At 29.2% G+C, this 17,416-nt stretch carries 14 protein-coding genes; 2 read left to right on the top strand and 12 right to left on the bottom strand.

Translation table 11 applies throughout. The features are described 5' to 3' along the window. Nucleotides 1–33 precede the first annotated feature (33 nt). The 3 genes from HMPREF1552_RS01140 to HMPREF1552_RS01130 are packed head-to-tail and all read right to left on the bottom strand — an operon-like array spanning nt 34 to nt 2,654. On the bottom strand, nt 34–1,383 hold the full coding sequence (locus HMPREF1552_RS01140) for a PTS sugar transporter subunit IIC (RefSeq protein WP_021743196.1): 1,350 nt from the start codon (nt 1,381–1,383) through the stop codon (nt 34–36). Beyond that, nucleotides 1,376–1,711, bottom strand: coding sequence for a PTS sugar transporter subunit IIB (locus tag HMPREF1552_RS01135; protein WP_021743195.1), 336 nt, complete (start codon nt 1,709–1,711; stop codon nt 1,376–1,378). Before HMPREF1552_RS01135 ends, HMPREF1552_RS01140 begins: the two co-directional genes overlap by 8 nt. Nucleotides 1,712–1,757: 46 nt before the next feature. Then, nucleotides 1,758–2,654, bottom strand: coding sequence for a hypothetical protein (locus HMPREF1552_RS01130; RefSeq protein WP_021743194.1), 897 nt, complete (start codon nt 2,652–2,654; stop codon nt 1,758–1,760). A 279-nt stretch (nt 2,655–2,933) separates the two neighbouring features. Between HMPREF1552_RS01130 and HMPREF1552_RS01125 the strand changes: the two genes are divergently transcribed. After that, on the top strand, nt 2,934–4,124 hold the full coding sequence (locus HMPREF1552_RS01125; RefSeq protein WP_021743193.1) for a replication initiation protein: 1,191 nt from the start codon (nt 2,934–2,936) through the stop codon (nt 4,122–4,124). Between the two features lie 157 nt (nt 4,125–4,281). Here the strand turns inward: HMPREF1552_RS01125 and HMPREF1552_RS01120 are convergent, their stop codons facing one another. The 3 genes from HMPREF1552_RS01120 to HMPREF1552_RS01110 form a co-directional block, all read right to left on the bottom strand. Continuing rightward, nucleotides 4,282–4,953 (bottom strand): HAD family phosphatase, encoded by a 672-nt coding sequence (locus HMPREF1552_RS01120; RefSeq protein ID WP_021743192.1) that lies wholly within the window; start codon nt 4,951–4,953, stop codon nt 4,282–4,284. 83 nt (nt 4,954–5,036) lie between these two features. Then, nucleotides 5,037–6,776, bottom strand: coding sequence for an alpha-glucosidase (locus HMPREF1552_RS01115; protein ID WP_021743191.1), 1,740 nt, complete (start codon nt 6,774–6,776; stop codon nt 5,037–5,039). Nucleotides 6,777–6,900: 124 nt separating this feature from the next. Next, nucleotides 6,901–8,223 (bottom strand): 6-phospho-alpha-glucosidase, encoded by a 1,323-nt coding sequence (locus HMPREF1552_RS01110; protein WP_021743190.1) that lies wholly within the window; start codon nt 8,221–8,223, stop codon nt 6,901–6,903. A 392-nt stretch (nt 8,224–8,615) separates the two neighbouring features. On the opposite strand from HMPREF1552_RS01110, the gene HMPREF1552_RS01105 reads away from it, so the two are divergent. Further along, nucleotides 8,616–9,323: a GntR family transcriptional regulator gene (locus HMPREF1552_RS01105; protein ID WP_021743189.1), complete on the top strand. Its 708-nt coding sequence runs from the start codon at nt 8,616–8,618 to the stop codon at nt 9,321–9,323. A gap of 129 nt (nt 9,324–9,452) precedes the next feature. Here the strand turns inward: HMPREF1552_RS01105 and HMPREF1552_RS01100 are convergent, their stop codons facing one another. The 6 genes from HMPREF1552_RS01100 to HMPREF1552_RS01075 form a co-directional block, all read right to left on the bottom strand. Next, nucleotides 9,453–11,045 (bottom strand): alpha-glucoside-specific PTS transporter subunit IIBC, encoded by a 1,593-nt coding sequence (locus HMPREF1552_RS01100; protein WP_021743188.1) that lies wholly within the window; start codon nt 11,043–11,045, stop codon nt 9,453–9,455. A gap of 219 nt (nt 11,046–11,264) precedes the next feature. Next, nucleotides 11,265–12,056, bottom strand: a complete 792-nt coding sequence (locus HMPREF1552_RS01095) for an endonuclease/exonuclease/phosphatase family protein (protein WP_021743187.1) — start codon at nt 12,054–12,056, stop codon at nt 11,265–11,267. Between the two features lie 37 nt (nt 12,057–12,093). Then, nucleotides 12,094–13,224 carry an N-6 DNA methylase gene (locus tag HMPREF1552_RS01090; RefSeq protein ID WP_021743186.1) on the bottom strand — a complete coding sequence of 377 codons (1,131 nt, stop codon included), beginning with the start codon at nt 13,222–13,224 and terminating at the stop codon, nt 12,094–12,096. After that, nucleotides 13,214–13,801: a restriction endonuclease subunit S gene (locus HMPREF1552_RS01085; RefSeq protein WP_021743185.1), complete on the bottom strand. Its 588-nt coding sequence runs from the start codon at nt 13,799–13,801 to the stop codon at nt 13,214–13,216. The genes HMPREF1552_RS01090 and HMPREF1552_RS01085 overlap by 11 nt, the downstream gene beginning before the upstream one ends. 109 nt (nt 13,802–13,910) lie before the next feature. Then, a complete protein-coding gene (locus HMPREF1552_RS01080) occupies nt 13,911–15,635 on the bottom strand; it encodes a hypothetical protein (RefSeq protein WP_021743184.1) in 1,725 nt (574 codons plus the stop codon). A 62-nt stretch (nt 15,636–15,697) separates the two neighbouring features. Continuing rightward, nucleotides 15,698–17,350, bottom strand: coding sequence for an Hsp70 family protein (locus tag HMPREF1552_RS01075; RefSeq protein WP_039900904.1), 1,653 nt, complete (start codon nt 17,348–17,350; stop codon nt 15,698–15,700). Nucleotides 17,351–17,416 lie beyond the last annotated feature (66 nt).

The raw sequence follows: 17,416 nt of genomic DNA, 5'->3' as shown, positions 1-17,416 counted from the left end.
TTGAAACAGCCTTATTCAATATAAATTTATACATTAGAAAGAGATATCATCAAGAGAAATATCTTCTAAATCATCTTTCTCATTTTGTTCTACTGGTTGAGTTTCTTCTTTCAAGTACTGTGTATCAAGCACTTTAAAGAATGGATAGTAAATAAGGCATCCAATTATAACCAGTATTATTTGGAAAAGTCCCGCAATTATACTTCCTGTAGCCAGCCATCCTGAAAAGAACATTGGTGTTGTCCAAGGCAGTAAAACTCCTGTTGTACGAGGTATAATATTTAACAAAGTGGCAGCTGTGGACAAAATCGTATTAACAAGTGGAACCAATAAAAATGGCACTGCTATAATTGGATTTAATACAACTGGAAGTCCAAATATAACCATTTCATTTATACCAAAGATTCCTGGAACTATAGACAATTTACCTAATTTTTTCATACGTTCTGATTTACCTTTAAATATCATAAGCAGTACAAGAGATAGTGTACTTCCTCCACCACCAAAGTTACAGAAGAAGTCTCCAAATGGTCCTGCGAATATATTAGGCAAAGGTTGATGTGCATTATATGCAGCTAGGTTTTCAGCAGTCAATGCTAAATGTATAGGATTGAAAATAGTATTTGTAACTGCTGGACCGTTTATACCAAAGAACCAGAATAATGTTGACAAAAATTGATAAATAGGTTCAAATATAAGGCTTTGACCAAATCCCATCAAAGGTGCCTGTAATACTTTGTAAATAAAATCATGTGCATATCCTTCTTTTGTCAAGAACAAGAACCCAAGTCTTATTATAAAGAATGTAAACATAACAAACATACTTGGAATCAGTGCTGCAAATGAATTCATTACCGCAGGCGGCACACCATCCGGCAATTTTATTGTCCATCCTTTATTTTTAATTGCCGTAAATATTGTTACAGAAACCAATGCTGTAATCATTGCTAAAAATAATCCTTTTGTTCCTAAATTCCCTGATGCAAATCCGCTAAAAGCTTTACCTTCCTTATCTACAAAAAGTGGATGTGTCTGAGGACTTATAATCAGAAATGCAACTAATGAAACTGCAGCTCCCGCAATACCTTCTATTCCTTTTTCTTTACCATAATAATAACCAATACCAATAACCCCAAGAAGAGCTATTATACCAAATGTAGAATTGATAACTGCATCAAGGTGTCCATCCCATCCTTTTCCCAAAAATTTTGCAATAAATTCTGTATATCCAGGAATTGGAAAATTCCCAATAACTAAAAATATTGAAGCTACTATAATTAACGGTGTACCTACTAAAAATCCATCACGGATTGCTGTTAAAACTTTATTACTGCTTAATTTAGTAGCCAAAGGTCCTAAAATTTTCTCTAATTTATCAAACATCTTCCTTTACCGCCTTTTCTTTTAGTATTTTTATTGCTCTTTTTAAAATACGTTCTCCATCGACTTTTCCATAATCTTCCAAGTCAATTACTGCCACAGGAATTCCCTTTGGCTCATATTTTGAAGCTGTTTCTTCAAATTTAAATTTTACTTGAGGCCCAAGCAATATTATATCTGGATGAAATTCTTCAACAATAACATCTATCTTATTGTCAGGAAAAGCCTTTACTTCAACAGGAAGACTATGCTTATCTGCCACATCCTGCATTTTTTTGGCAACTAAGCTTGTAGACATTCCCAAAGCACAAAACAAATATATTCTTTTCATAAAATCCTCCTCCAATTATGTATAATTTATAATTTATTATATTTTTTTATCTATCATTTGAAGCAGCAATCATTCTAATTGTATGTCTTACACCTCTTATGGCGATTGACAGTTCCATTATATTTTCATAATTTGCAACTCCTGAATATCCAGCATCTCCAATATGTTGAATATCCACTCCAGCTATTTTATTCATTATTGCTATTTGTCTTATTGTTTCTCTTGTGGAGCTTTCCTGACTCGTTCCTATCGCAGACATTGATAATGCTCCATTTTCCTTAATAAATCTTACAGCCTTTATCATTTCATCTTGAGTAAAGCCAGGTACTGTTCCTACAGCTGGCAGCATTATAACATCTGCACCGCTTTCAATAAATTCTTTTACAACATCTAAATTTGCGACAGGTTCATCAACTCCTGCTGAATGCATTTTCCCTGCGATTACCATTCCACTAAAATATTTTTTAGCCTGTTTTATTCCTTCTGAAATTCGATTGTTTGTAACCCCTGTACCAGGATTTCCTGTAAGACATACAAAGTCAAATCCCATTTCCTCTATTTTTTTTAATGTTGCCTCAGAACACATTCTTCCTTCAGGAATAATCTCTATTTCCTCCATCATATCCGCATTCAAGTCTACAGGCTCAAGATTCAGACCTACTGGTCTACCTGTAAGCTTTTTCAAAAGCTTTATTGGTTCATCACTTTCAGGCAAAGCTGCTATAACAGGATTATACACATCTAATCCATTCAATAATATAAGATCTGCTCCAAATGCTCTTGCTAATTCGCTATTTGTAACATCTCCTGTAACACTTCTTCTTCCTGTAATATTTTCTGAAAGCACTGTTCTTCCTTCACTTGCTTTAATTGCATTTTTTAAATCTTGTCCTGACATTTTACTAAAATCACTAGTAAAACAACTTAATAACCTTTTTCCCATCTTTTTTCCTCCAATTTTAACTCTATCTTTAAATTCTTCTGCTTTTCACTATCGTTATACCCCACATTTTTCATTTTGTCAAAAAAAAATTTAATTATTAATTTAATATTTTTTATATTATTTATTAGTTGATTTTTTCTTTAATTTAAGATATAATTAAAGAAAGACGAATAGTTATTTAGCTTTTTCGTCTAATTATAAATACTTTATAATAAAAAAATTTTAATATAAAAATTAAACGAAACTTATAAATTTTCTTTCGTCAGTTAGGAGAATAGAATGGATATTTATTTTTCAGAAAAATTTACAAATTTAAAAAATACTATTAATCTTAAATTTTCAAAAAAAATAACAAAAAACGAAAAAAACTTTTTTAAATTATTATTCTTTAGAATTGCATCAGATTCTTCATTTTTAGAAAAAGCTGAAATTAGATTTGAAGAACTGCTTTCCATACTTGAGTTTCCTTCAATTAATGATTTTACCCCGTTTTTTAATGCTTTAATGGAAAAACATATATTTTTTTCTACAGATATACAATTTTCAGGATCCTTTGGAATTATCTCATCTTTTACTTTATATTCTGATTATTGTCACATATTTTTTACTGAAGAATTTAAAAACTGCTTTTCTCTCAAAAAAAACTTTTTTTCTCTTCTTGAAATTGAAAAATTTATTTTTATGAATGATTCTTCCTCATTCAGTTTTTATAACAATATTATTAAAAATTTTAAAGATAAGAACGAAATCACTCTACCAGTTTCATTAGTAAAAACTTACTTAAATGCAAATGATAAATATGAAAGATTTTTTGATTTTGAAAAGTATATTTTAAAAAAAGCTATACTGGATATAAATACTTTTACAGATTTTTCAATTGAATATGAAAAAATAAAAGAACACAAAAAAGCAACGAATAAAATTACTTCAATAAGTTTTTATATAAATAAATCAAAACAATCCTACAAGCCTTTTGATAATAAAATTTATAAAATGCTGGAACCTATTAAAGAAAAAATTTCCAATCCTGAGGAAATTTACCATTTATTTGTACTTTATGTGTCAAAAAGAGGATATAAATATGTCTACGACAATATAAATTATGCCAAAAATTCTGAAGATTTTGAAAAAAATTTGAAAAAGGCTCTTATGCTCAATCTAGCCTCAAACAAACTAAAACTTTTTGTAAATGTATCAAAAACTGTTAAATCACCAATAGTCCTATTTTACACACTTACAAGAAAACTTAACAAAATTAAAAGACATTATCCAAAAATTGAAGAACTTATGTATAACTTTAAATTAAAAAATATTGATTCTATCAGTTATTTTAACGATAACGACTCTTTTGAATTTTCAAATAAATATATTAGAATTTTTGTAAAATATTATTCTAGCAAAAAGTCCATTATTGAAATATATCTTCCAAGCAATATTATCGAAAAAATTAAACTAGAAAAGGAAATTTAATATTATACTCAATCCATTTAAAATGGAATTACTAAAAATTATACATTAAACAAAACTTTAATTGATTAAATTAATTAAGAATAAAAATAATAAAAACTGTCCAATATTTCTATTTTAAGAATAAAAAGACAGTTTTTTATTTTATATATTTTTCAAATTACAAATTATCTATTGATATTTCCGTAAAATCTTTTATGACATACGAAACTCCATCAATTGATGATAATTTATTGGTATTGAGTGTCGAAGAAACAGCTATAATTTTTGAAGCATTTGCTCTCTTTGCCGCCTCTATTCCAAGTATTGCATCTTCAAATACTGCACAGTTTTCAATATCCACATTTATATTTTTGGCTGCTTTCAAAAAAATATCTGGTTCTGGCTTTCCTTTAAAACTTCCGTCAGTATAAACAACTTTATTTATATCAAACCATTTGCCCAAATTTAGATGTTCAAAATAAAATTTTACATTGCTTATCGGAGCACCTGTTGCTATAGTAATTGGAATACCAGCCTCTTTTAACTTATTAAGAAATTCTGGCAATCCTTTTACTAATTTGAACATTTTCTCATCTTTTAGGCACATATCCCGATACATGCTTTCCTTTTCTTCTCCTAGTTTTTGAACTTCTTCATTTGAAAAATCTTTGTTAAAAAAGTATGAAAGTACAGTTTTATTATTTCCACCATGAATATACTTATGAATTTCTTCATTTGTTATTTCCCTACCAATTTTGCTTCTTAAAAATTTTTTCCATACATCTTCCTGTAAAGCACTATCAAAAAGCATTGTTCCATTAAAATCAAATAATATCCCTTTTATTTTCATTTTTCCTCCGAGTAATCAATTATCTTTAGTTCTATTTTTATTTTTATTCAATTCTTGAAAAAATCTTACCTTAAATTTTATTGTTAAATTGCAACTAATAAACTTTGATATCCTTCAAGAACTAACACTTTTCCATCATTTTCAATATTCTCATAATTATTAATCAAAATATCTTCTAATTCGATTTCTTTTTTACCAATACTTTTGGCAATTTCACTTAGCTCCACTTTCTGTTTTTTATCAGAAAAATTATTAATGCAAAGAACTTGCTGATTTTCATATTTTCTTATATACGCGATTATTTCATCATTTCCTAATTCTACTGTAATAAATTCCCCAAAAATCAAACAATCTGAATATTTTCCATTCTGTCGTAAATCAATCATTTTTTTATAATGGGCAAAAATTGAATTTTCATTATTTATTTGAGATTCTGCATTTACTTTATCTTGACTTCCAGTCAATTCTATCCATGCTTTTACATCTTCATTTTTTGAAAATCCTGCATTTTTAGTGCTATTCCATTGGAAAGGTGTTCTTGAATTGTCACGGCTTCTTTTGTTTACAAAATATAGTGCTTCTTTAGGAGAAAAACCTTCTCCCAGTGCACGTTGATACTGATCTTTGCTGGCAATATCATCAAACTGTGCTATATCAGTTCTCTCAAAATTGTCCATTCCTATTTCCTGTCCCTGATAAATAAACGGTGTCCCACGTAAAAAGAAAAACAATGTCGCAAGTAATTTTGCATTTACTTCATTTGCTTTTTTCCCTAAAAATTTATTCAAACTTCTTGGTAGGTCATGATTTTCCAAAAATGGCGCTCCCCATCCATATTTCTGCTGTGTTAGCTGACTCTCAAAAATTTTGTTTCTTAATTCTTTCACTTTCACATCCTGTACTGAATAATAAAATCCTTCCTTTGCCATATCCAAATCAGAATAACTAAAATCAAAAATCATTGAAAAAAATCCATCTTCACCAATAAAATCATTATATCTTTCATATTCCAGCAAAGGTGTTTCAGCTACAGTCATGCAGTTATATTTTTTAAAAGTTTCTTGTGCCAATTCTCCCAAAAATTCCTCAATTCCCGGCTGATTTAAAGTATACTTTATATTATGTGCAAATCCATCTGCACCGTCAACAGGCAAATCTGAGTAATTCTTATCTTTTTTTATTGAATTTATGGCATCTACCCTGAATCCAGCTATTCCCTTTTCCAGCCAGTAATTTACCATTTTGTAAAGTTCTTCCCTTACTTCAGGATTTTCCCAATTTAAATCAGGCTGTTTCTTTGAAAATAAATGTAAATAATACATTTCATTCCCATTTTCATCAGTTTCCCCTTCAACCTTTTCCCAAGCAGAACCTCCAAAATGGCTTCTCCAGTTTGTTGGTGGCAGTCCATTTTTTCCTCTTTTAAAAATATAATAATTTCTATACTTGCTTTCAGGATTTCTTAATGCTTCTAAAAACCACTCATGCTCATCTGAAGTATGATTAATTACTAAATCTAAAATTATCTTTATTTCTCTTTTTTCCGCCTCTGAAATTAATCTTTCTAAATCTTCCTTTGTTCCAAATTCAGGATTTATATCATAATAATCAGAAATATCGTATCCATTGTCATCCATTGGCGACTTATACACAGGACAAATCCAGATAAGAGTTATCCCCAGTTCTTTTAGATAATCCAATTTTTCAGTAATTCCATTCAAATCTCCAATTCCATCATTGTTGCTATCATAAAAACTTCTTGGATATATTTGATATCCAACTTCTTTTTTCCACCATTTTTTATCTAGTTTTTTTATATCCATATTTTCTCCTTTTTTAGAATTATTTTATATTATCAATAAAAAGATTATCTCACAAGTTAAGAATAATTCATAAATAAATTTTTAAACTTTTGAGATAATCCTATAAATTAAGTATATTTGTTAATTATTTCAACACTGGCCAGAAGTCTTTATTTGCTTCAATTAAGTCATCCAATATTGCTTTTGCAACAGATGCACTTGGCACAGTTCTTGACAATGTGATTGCTTGCCATAATTTTTGGTATGAACCTTCAATCCATGCTTCTACTGTCAATTTTTCAACTGATACTTGTTGTTCCATTAATCCTTTTTGGAATTGAGGGATTTTACCTTGAACAATTTTTTCTGGTCCATTTGAACCTACTATACAAGGCACTTCAACCATTGCAGTTGGATCAAAGTTTGAGATTGCTCCGTCATTTTCTACTATTAACAACATTCTTTCTTTTGTATCATAAGCGATTGCTCTTGCCAGGTCAACTATATATGAAGCATGATCGTCAACGTGAAGTTTGCTATCTTTTGCTGTTCCTTTTTCAGCGATTGCTCTGCATTCTCCAAATACAAATTTTTCTCTTCCTTCCATTACTTCATTTGCTCTTGTGTGATTAGGGTCTGAGTGTTCTACTACGTAATCAGGGAAGAAGTAATATTTTAAGTAAGTATTTGGCATTGTTGTAGGATCAATTGCAAATACATCTCTTGCTTTTGTGAATGTATCATTCCAGCTTGCTTCTGTATTTTCTCCTTCAATTTCTACATTATATCCAATTTTTGCCACTTTTTCTCTTAATGCAGGCATTAAGTCATTTCCTTCTTTATCTCTAATGTCTGTCCACCATCCAAAGTGATTTAATCCAAAGTATCTAATTACCATATCTTTTCTTGATTTAAGCCCAAGCATTTCAGCCATTCTTATTTCAATTCCAATTGGCATGTCACAGATATTTAATATTTTAGAGTTTGGACGTAATCTTCTAGTTGCTTCTGCTACGATTGCTGCAGGATTTGAATAGTTTAACATCCATGCATTTGGTGAATATTTTTCCATATAATCAACTAACTCGATAACTCCACCAATTGAACGCATTCCATAAGAAATTCCTCCAGGTCCGCAAGTTTCTTGTCCTAATACTCCATGTCTTAAAGGTATTTTTTCATCTTTTTCACGCATTGCATATTTTCCAACTCTTATATGTGCCATAACAAAGTCTACATCAGTAAATGCTGTTTCAGGGTCTGTTGTATAAACAAAGTTAATATCAGGCGCTTTTTCCTTTATAATAATGTCACAAGCTTTTGCTATAACTTCTTGTCTTTCTGCATCGTTATCATAAAATTTTATTTGTCTAATAGGAAATTTATCTAAATTTTCAAGTAACATCAACACAATTCCTGGAGTAAATGTACTCCCTCCACCAGCTACTGCAATTGAAAATTTCTTCATAAATAATCATCTCCATTTCTATTAATTTTTATTTCTTATTTACGTCATTATAATAACATACTTTTTAAAAAAAGTCAATGCTTTTATATAAATCTTTTTAATAATTTTCAGAGAATTATATAAATCTTTTTTATTTTTGTTGATATTTACTCTTATTTAGTGTATAATTATAATAGTAGTATTGATACTTATAGTAAATCTAATTTAAATAAGAACAAAAACTTAAGTTATATCTTTATCTAATTTATATATTTTCTCGAAATCGGGTTAACTATGATTTCAAAAATTACAATTATTCTACTTAAATCTTAACTTTATTCAATTTTTATCACTTTAGCTTTTAAAAGATTTAAGTATATATAAAATATTCTATGAAAGGTTTGTATAAATGAATGAAAAAATATGAAAAAGTATATCACGATATTAAAGAACAAATTAAAAATGGAACTATGAAATCAGGAGATTTTTTAAAAAAAGAAGATGACTTAGCAATAGACTATAATTTTTCCAAACTTACTGTAAGAAAAGCACTTTCTATGTTAGAAAGAGAAGGTCTTATACAGAAAGTAAAAGGGAAAAAATCAATTGTGCTAGAGAAAAAAAATCTAGAAAACATCTCTATAACTTCCATTCAGACTGTACAAGAAATTAGCAAACTTCAAAATATCAATCTTGAAACTAACTTAATTAGTTTATATATTGTTCAAGGAATAGAAAAGTTGATGGAGGAATTTCAAGTATCTGAAAGTGCTGATTTTTACAAAGTTGTACGTACTAATTCGTTAGATGGCGAAATTTTAAATTATTCTACTAGTTTTTTTGACAGAAGAATCGTACCTTTTCTAAACGAAGAAATAGCAAAAAGATCAATATATGAGTATCTAGAAAACGAACTTAAGTTAAAAATAGCTTATTCACGTAGAGATATTAGTTTTAGAAAAATTACTCCTGAGGAGCAAAAATATCTTAAACTAAAGGATATAAATATGGTTGTAGTTATTGAAACTCATGCATATCTCTCAAATGGGACACTGTTTCAATATGAAACAATAATTCATCATCCTGAAAAATTTACTTTTAGTGCCATTGCAAAAAGATAAGTATTTTAAAAATAAAAGAAAGAACTTTCTTAAGTCTTATATTTTAAAACTTTAAAATTTTTGACTTTTGAAAATTCTTTCTTAATTTTTTTATAAGATTTAAATTTAATTATTTATTAAATTTTATTTTTATCCTTTTTTCATCATTTCTTCGATTCTTTCTCTTACTTGAGGTACTGATAATCCGATGATTACTTGAATAGCTGATCCTTTTCTAACTACACCATGAGCTCCTGCTGCTTTAAATGCTGCATCTGGCGATAATTTACTTGGATCTTTTACACTTACTCTAAGTCTAGTCGCACAGTTATTAAGTTCTTCGATATTTTCTCTTCCACCTAATGCTTCAAGAATGATTGCACCTTTTTGAGCATATTCATCTCCACCAGCTATGGCTGCTGAACCTTGTGCTCCACCTTCACCGTGTTTAGCTTTATAATCAGCTTTTGTATAAAGTTTCATTTCTTCATCTTCATCTTCTCTACCTGGAGTTTTTAAATTCATTTTTTGAATTAAGAACTTAAATACAAAGAAGTATATTACTGTGAATATTAATCCTATTATTATTTGAATAAATACTGTTCCAGCGTGATTCTTAAACATTGGAACCCAGTTTAGGAATAAGAAGTCAAGAAGTCCTCCACCCATATTTCCAACTACTCCAAAAGCATACATTGTTGCTGCCATTGTTGCTGCCAAGAAAGCATGAACTGCAAATAATACAGGAGCTATAAATAAGAATGTAAATTCTAATGGTTCTGTTATACCTGAAACTACTGCTGTAAATACTATTGGTATCAATAATGCTGCTACAGTTTTCTTTTTCTCAGGTTTTGCAGTAGCATACATAGCAAGAGCTATTCCTATTGCACCAAATATTTTTGAGTTTCCATGTAGAGCAAATCCTCCTTGCGGGAATAAAGATTTTAATGATTGAGCACTTTGAGCAAATTCTTTTATATGTTCAACCCAGTACACTTGAATTCCTCCAGGAACTGCAGCTGGTCCAAATATAAACGGTGTATAAACAAAGTGATGTAATCCAGTTGGAATTAATATTCTTTCTAAGAATGTGTAAATCCATACTCCAAATATTCCTGAAGCTTTCATAAATCCTTGCATTGCACCAATTCCCAATTGAACTTTAGGCCAAATTAGAACTGTTAAGAATGCACAAGGGATTAAAACTACAAACCCTACCATGTATACGAACACTGATCCTTGGAATACTCCTAAGAAATCAGGCAATTTCTTGTCAAAATATTTATTATGCAAATATACTACTAACGCTGCTATTAAAATACCACCAAATAAATTTGTATCTAATGTTGGAACTCCACCTATTGCAGCATATCCAGTTACTTTATTAGCTATTTGTTCAGCTGTATCTATTTTATAAAATACTTTCAATATTGCCGCTACAAAATAATTAAATGTTGTGTATAACGCAAATGTTTCCATACATGCTCTTGCATTTGTCTTTGTTGCTAAACTGATTGGCAGTCCTATAGCAAATAATATAGGCATTTGTCTAAATACTGTCCAACCACCTTCTTGTACTACATACCAGAAGCTATGCCACATTGTCCCTTCTTCAGCAATACTTCCCATAACTTGTGTATTAGTAAATACAGAAGACAATCCTACGACTATCCCAGTGAATGCAAACAATAGAACTGGTGCCATCATCGCTCCACCGAATCGTTGAATTTTTTTCATCATAGTTGAATACCTCCTAAAAATTTTTATATATTTGATTTATTTTTTCCTTATTTTAAATATACCACACTTTTTTAAATTGTCAATACATTTACGTATATCTTTTTTCAATTTTTTTTGCAAAAAAATAATCGCTGTATAAAAAACAACGATTATTACTGGGGTTAAGCATATATTTAGAATTATAAATTCATTTTAAAATTATTATTTTTTCATTTAAATTTAAATTTCTATTTCGACTTCTACACCAAAGTGATCTGATACTACATCTTTATTTTTTCCATTAAAGATAACTTTGCTTTCTTTTACTTTGATTTCCTTATTACAGAATATGTAGTCTATTCTCTTTTTCGACTTATCTTGAGCCCATCCATGTATTCCTTTATCTACTGTCACACCGCTGTCTTTTTTTTCAGCAAGTGTATATGTATCAAATAAGCCTTGATTTAAAATATTTTGATAATCTTCAGGATTTCCGTTGGCATCTGTATTAAAATCACCCATTAATATTTTTAAATTATCAGTTTTAGATCTATTCAAGATATTTCTTAAATTTTCTCCCATATCTTCAGTTTCACAATTTGGTAAATTCATGTGACAGCTGTAAAATTCAACATCCTGTCCATTATAATTAATAGTGATACTAACTATCCTTCTTGCCGATATTGTTCTTACTGACTGTGCAAAAGTACAGTAAAACTCATCTTCATCTTTAATTTTATGCCTTGTTATTATTGCCACGCCTTCATTATATTTACTAAATCCAATATGTGAGTTACTCCAGTGGTAATAATAGTCAGTGTCTGTATATTCCTGTAATTTTTCCAGAAGAACCCATCCATAGTTTTCCTGTCTTATATCATCAAAAATTACAGGATTATTCATAAGCTGATTGACTTCCTGCATTGCTATTACATCATATTGCTTTTCAGCTATATCTTTTGCTAAGATATCAATTTTTTCCATTTGATTTTCTTCTAACCATGCATGTACATTTATTGTTAATAATTTCATAAAATTACAACCTTTCTATCTATTTTTATTATTAAATTTATTCCTCTTCCAGATAACTATTTACTAAGTCATCACATTTTTTTCTGTTTATTGTCATTAATTCAAAAATTTTGTCCCTATTTTGCTTTAATTCTTCTAAATTGACTTTTTCCTTAGTTTTAAAAACATATCCCAAAATATCCAGGTTACATTTTCTTCTTAATATTGTTTCATTGGAAACTAACTTTGAAATACCATTTATTTCCTGTTTTTTCTTGATTATTTCAACTAATTCCTTATAATTTTCAGGCTTTATTTTTTCGCTTCCTTTTTCAAAAAAGTGCTGTGATTGTACAAATAATATATTATTTTTGCTTTCTTTTTCTTCGTTGAATATTATCACTTGATTTTTTAACGTGTTGTTAAAAGGAATTGCGACTACATATTCTATTTTATCAGATTTTACAAAATCTTCCATTTCTTCATTTTTTAATAAGTAAAAAGCATCTTTTTCTATCATTCCCTTTTTACTTTCCTTTAAAAAACTGTATAAGAATTTACTAGTATCTAAATTTTTTGTCAAAATTACTGCTGAATCCCTATTAGAAGCTGAATTTTTTAATGAATATAAAATTTTAGTAATTGTATTTTTTTCAATATCTTTCATTTTTTCACGATAAAAATTATTTTCTTCAAAAAAATCAACACTGTATAATATTTCACTATTATTTATTTCTAAAATATCCAGCGATAATTGATTAACGCTTTCATCACGTGTAATTGGCAAATTAATTACGTTATCGATATAGTTTTGTGTAATTTTTGCATATTTTCCTCTTAAAATATTCAGTTTTAATTCCATTTCCATTTCTGACAAGCTTTCAATAAATACCTGTTTATCTGGATGTTCTTCTATAAAGTCATATATTTCATTAAATACAGGTATTCTACTCGATAAGTTTTTCATATTTTCCAAATACGTGCCATTCAAGTCATATTCAAATCCCAAATTATTTAAGTATTCCAGAAATAAATAATTATCGTCTCTTAAATCTTCCAATTCTTCGTAAACAACCTTGCTTACACAAATAATATATAAAAGCAGAGACATTTTTAAAATCTGTAATTTTTTCTGATTTTTATTGTTTTCCAACTCATCTGTTACAAGTTCAAAGAATTTATTCTTCATTTATTATCACCTTATTTTTCGCTAGAATTTTTTCTTCGATATATTTTTTCTTTATTTTCAGATATTCTCTTGTATTTTCTTCCTCTTTTTCAAAACTTGTTATTATTTCAACCATTCTGTCCTGTTCTTTTCTATCAGGCAAGTCTATATCAAGCTCAACAATATCAGTCTTATTTACAGCTCTGACAGCACTCATAGTTTTATATTTCTTTTCAAAATAAAGTAGCAGCAGTTCTGTCTTTAAAAGCCATTGCAAATATTTAGGATTTATTTTGTCATTTGCCCGCAAGATGAAGTAAAGTGTTGCAGGAAGTACATTTTCATATTCCTTATCAACATATACAACTTCTATTTTACTCCCTTTTGCCTGAAACAGCACATCGTTCTTTTTTACAAAGTATTTTTCATTTATTTTATTTTTTCCATTTTTATATCTTTCAGGAACTTCCGCATTTTCGAAGCTTTCTATCTTACCATTATTTACAAGCGTCGGATTTAACAAAAGATAACCTGTTTCCGAATCAGCTGTTTTTACATTTAATGGTGCTATTATATCTACATTATCTCCTAATTTCATATTTTCACTTCCCTTTCCTTGTAAATATTATACCATAAAAAAATGTGGAATACCATATAATAACCTTTTATATATATAAAACATTTTAATTTAAATCTTATTTTATTTACTAATTTTTACTTTCAATATCACTTCTAAATTTTGTAAAGCATCCCCCATTACTTTTAAGCTGCTTATCTTCTTTCATCTGTTTTTTATCCTTGTAAATCATTATATCTTCAGGATTCTCAACAAATAAAGTCGTTCCTGCAGCTTTTATTTTAGCATCGCATCTAAATTTGAATATTCTGTCCTTAACTCCTTTTTTCAAGAGAATGTCATACCTTTTTTTAGGAAATTTTTCGATAACTAAAAAGTCATAATCTCCTGAACTACTGCTTCCCTTTATCCCTGCCTTTTCCAAGTATTCATCTTTTTTAGTGTTGTAGTATAAATTATTATCAGTAACATAAAAACTCGTATTTTTGTCAAGCGAGATTGTTTTCTCCGCTTTTCCGTCCAGAACTATATTTCCATCATCTACTGCCGTACTTTGCGATGTTTCCGTATTTAACATAATCAAATAAATTATTACACAAAACATTATTGCAATAATTATAAAAATAATTATATTCTGACTTTGTCCATTTGATTTTTTTTTCTTAATTGGATGCACTACTTTTCGCTTTTTCAATGATTCTTTTTCTGTTTTTTTGTTTTCAATCCATACCTGCCTTGTTTCCTGCAACTTTTCCTCAAGAACTTCAATCGAATCATTTTCAGGCCAGTATAACTTTGCATCATTTAAGTATTTTTGAGCTTCTTCAAATCTAGATCCCTTTATCGCTCTTAATGCTTCTATACACAGATTTTCTGATTTTTCAGCATACCTATCTTCTTTTTCTGTTTTCTGTCCTGAATTATTATTTTGCTTATATTCTTTCATTCCACTTGATTTTTTATAGACAGTATACGGTATCTTTTTCTCCTTGCAAAATCCTATAAAAATACTTTTTGCTTCTTCCTTGTCTTCAACAATTTTCTGTATTTCGTTAATAAATTCTTCAGATGGAATTTTATCATCTGTCAAATTGTAAATTTGTTCCGCTCTATCAAGTATTTTTAATACTTTTAAGTACTGGAGATATTTTAAATATTCATCATATTTCTTTAATTTGTCTTCACTTTTTAATATTATTTCACATGCACTGTATAATTTTTTCTTGGCAGAAGTTTCATTATCAAACTTTATCAGATTTTTCCTTTTTTCATCAATTTGTTTTTGAGTCAACGTCTTTATATCCAGTCCTTCAGAAACTAAAAATTCATACAAATTCATTTTACCTAAAATTTCAAGATATTTTTCAAATACCAAAAATTCAAAAAATTCATCTTGATTTTTATTAATATTTTCATAAAAATTTTTGTACAATTTTTGGTTATATTCACTAGGTAAAATTTTTCTTCCACTGATTTTTATTCTCTCTATTACTAGACTTTCCTGTCGTTGTGTTCTTTTGGCAATTTCTTTTACAATTTCTTCTTTAATCTCTGTATTTTTTATGTATTTCAGAAAATTATCTATCGGATCGAATAGTTTTTTCTGGGCATCTTTTATCAGTTCTTCTCTTCTAGCTTCATCCAGCATTTCTTGCCTTATAATCCCAGTTTTTGCGAGATTACTGTATTTTCTGTATTTTTTACCATCAAAAGGGTCACTTTCCTTTGATAGCCAGTATCTTTTTTTTTCTTCTATTCTTGCTTCTATTTTCTTTTCGTCTTTTTCAGGAACTGGATAATATTCAAGCCCAAGTATTATGTACCAATTGTTTATTATTCGACTATCTTCTGCCATTTTTTACTACTTTTCCTCCTTTACATCAAAATTTTTTCTCAACTAAAATTATTCTTATATTTTTAAAGTACTGCAATTCCTCGTGATTTATTTGTCAATTTTTCTAATTTTTCCCTAGATATTACGCTTTTTGTTTCTAATTTTACATTTACTTCTTTGTTTCCAGTCTTATCTTTTCCTCTTATTTCCAAAATTCCTTCTTTATTAAGTTTAAGAGTTATTTCTACTAGAGAGCCTGCTGGAAGGTTTTCAGGCAGTTCCAATATTGCATTACCTATTTTTAAGTCTTCATCTACATCAAAATACTTATCCATATAGTCATTTTCATAAATTTCTATATCGACTGTCTCTTGATTATCATTAAGCGTCGTAAAATTTCCAGAAACTTCTAAAATTCCGCTTGGCATAGGCTCATTTTTTACAATCATATTAAAACAGCTCTTAACCCCATCTTTATTTTCAACTTTTACTGCAAAGCTCTTTGTTGTCGCAATAACAATTTCTCTTGTATTTCCACCTATTCCCATCATTTCAGGGGAGAATGTCAAATCTTCCTTATAGTCTTTTGCTTTTAATTCCTTTTCATCTCCATTAACCATTACCTTTACTTCCGTATCGGATTCAAAGTCTTGTCCTGCAAGGCTCTTCTGATTATTCACATAAACATTTACAGCATGAATTGCCGCTCCCTTTGCAACAGCTTCATCTGGCTCAAGAATTTTTATTTCTATTTCTCCAAAGTTTTCTGTCAATGCCCTTTTTATCTGTAGCATTCTTGTAGAGCCACCTACAAGAAGTATTTCATCTATTTTTTCATATCCTTTTCTTTTAGCTACATCAATTACTTCTTTCGTTTTTTTCAAAGTTTCATTTAGCAATGTAGAAGTTATTTCTTCAAATTCATCTCTAGTTATAGAGACTTTTTCCCTGTTCCCCATAACTTCCAGTAAATCTCCAGCCTGGCTTCGTGAAGTTAGTTGTTTTTTTATTTTTTCTGCCTTCAATCGCAAATCCTGTTTTGCATATTCGTCAAACTCAATATCATAACCTATTTTTTTCACAAATTGGTCAGAAAGATATTCTATCAATACTTCATCCCAGTTTTTTCCACCTAAATCGTGATCTCCGTCTGAACAGATAACTTGAATTTTATCAGAACTGATACGCATAATCGTAACATCAAAAGTTCCGCCTCCTAAATCATAAACTAGAATTGTCTTTTCATCCTGCTCCTTTGCACACCCATAGTATAGTGCCGCCGCTGTCGGCTCGCTTATGATTTCCAGTACGTTAAGTCCTGCGATTTTTCCTGCATTTTTAGTTGCTGTACGTTCTGCTGTTCCAAAGTAGGCTGGACAAGTTATCACAACATCCTTAACTTCCACGCCAAGCTGTTCCGAAGCATCTTGTGTCAATTTTCTTAAAATAAATGCCGATATTTCTTCAGGAGTCTTGTCCTCCCCGTTATAATTAATTGCAAAATCTGTCTTTCCCATAAGTGTTTTTACAAGCATTATCGTATTTTCGGGATTTAAAACTGCCTCAGATTTCGCATCTGAACCTACAATAACATTATCTCCGTCAAATTCAACCACAGACGGCGTTATATTATCTCCATCATTATTTTTAATTACTTCAGCCCTTGCTGTATCATCTACACGGGCTATACAGGAATAAGTTGTTCCCAAATCAATTCCAAAAACGTATTTTGACATTTTCAATTCTCCCTTCATTTCATCCTTTTTTACTATTTTTTCTATAAATATAAAAATTACAGCAAT

Source organism: Leptotrichia sp. oral taxon 879 str. F0557, assembly GCF_000469385.1.
Classification (GTDB): domain Bacteria; phylum Fusobacteriota; class Fusobacteriia; order Fusobacteriales; family Leptotrichiaceae; genus Leptotrichia; species Leptotrichia mesophila.
The sequence above is the reverse complement of the archived record's forward strand: the minus strand, read 5'-3'. Positions and strand labels throughout refer to the sequence as shown.

Bases quoted from the DNA above. Each gene is read 5' to 3' on its own strand.
- HMPREF1552_RS01080 (WP_021743184.1), bottom strand. From the start codon at position 15,635: ATGGCAGAAGATAGTCGAATAATAAACAATTGGTACATAATACTTGGG.
- HMPREF1552_RS01110 (WP_021743190.1), bottom strand. From the start codon at position 8,223: ATGAAGAAATTTTCAATTGCAGTAGCTGGTGGAGGGAGTACATTTACT.
- HMPREF1552_RS01095 (WP_021743187.1), bottom strand. From the start codon at position 12,056: ATGAAATTATTAACAATAAATGTACATGCATGGTTAGAAGAAAATCAA.
- HMPREF1552_RS01100 (WP_021743188.1), bottom strand. From the start codon at position 11,045: ATGATGAAAAAAATTCAACGATTCGGTGGAGCGATGATGGCACCAGTT.
- HMPREF1552_RS01115 (WP_021743191.1), bottom strand. From the start codon at position 6,776: ATGGATATAAAAAAACTAGATAAAAAATGGTGGAAAAAAGAAGTTGGA.
- HMPREF1552_RS01130 (WP_021743194.1), bottom strand. From the start codon at position 2,654: ATGGGAAAAAGGTTATTAAGTTGTTTTACTAGTGATTTTAGTAAAATG.
- HMPREF1552_RS01140 (WP_021743196.1), bottom strand. From the start codon at position 1,383: ATGTTTGATAAATTAGAGAAAATTTTAGGACCTTTGGCTACTAAATTA.
- HMPREF1552_RS01125 (WP_021743193.1), top strand. From the start codon at position 2,934: ATGGATATTTATTTTTCAGAAAAATTTACAAATTTAAAAAATACTATT.
- HMPREF1552_RS01090 (WP_021743186.1), bottom strand. From the start codon at position 13,224: ATGAAGAATAAATTCTTTGAACTTGTAACAGATGAGTTGGAAAACAAT.
- HMPREF1552_RS01120 (WP_021743192.1), bottom strand. From the start codon at position 4,953: ATGAAAATAAAAGGGATATTATTTGATTTTAATGGAACAATGCTTTTT.
- HMPREF1552_RS01085 (WP_021743185.1), bottom strand. From the start codon at position 13,801: ATGAAATTAGGAGATAATGTAGATATAATAGCACCATTAAATGTAAAA.
- HMPREF1552_RS01075 (WP_039900904.1), bottom strand. From the start codon at position 17,350: ATGTCAAAATACGTTTTTGGAATTGATTTGGGAACAACTTATTCCTGT.
- HMPREF1552_RS01105 (WP_021743189.1), top strand. From the start codon at position 8,616: ATGAAAAAATATGAAAAAGTATATCACGATATTAAAGAACAAATTAAA.
- HMPREF1552_RS01135 (WP_021743195.1), bottom strand. From the start codon at position 1,711: ATGAAAAGAATATATTTGTTTTGTGCTTTGGGAATGTCTACAAGCTTA.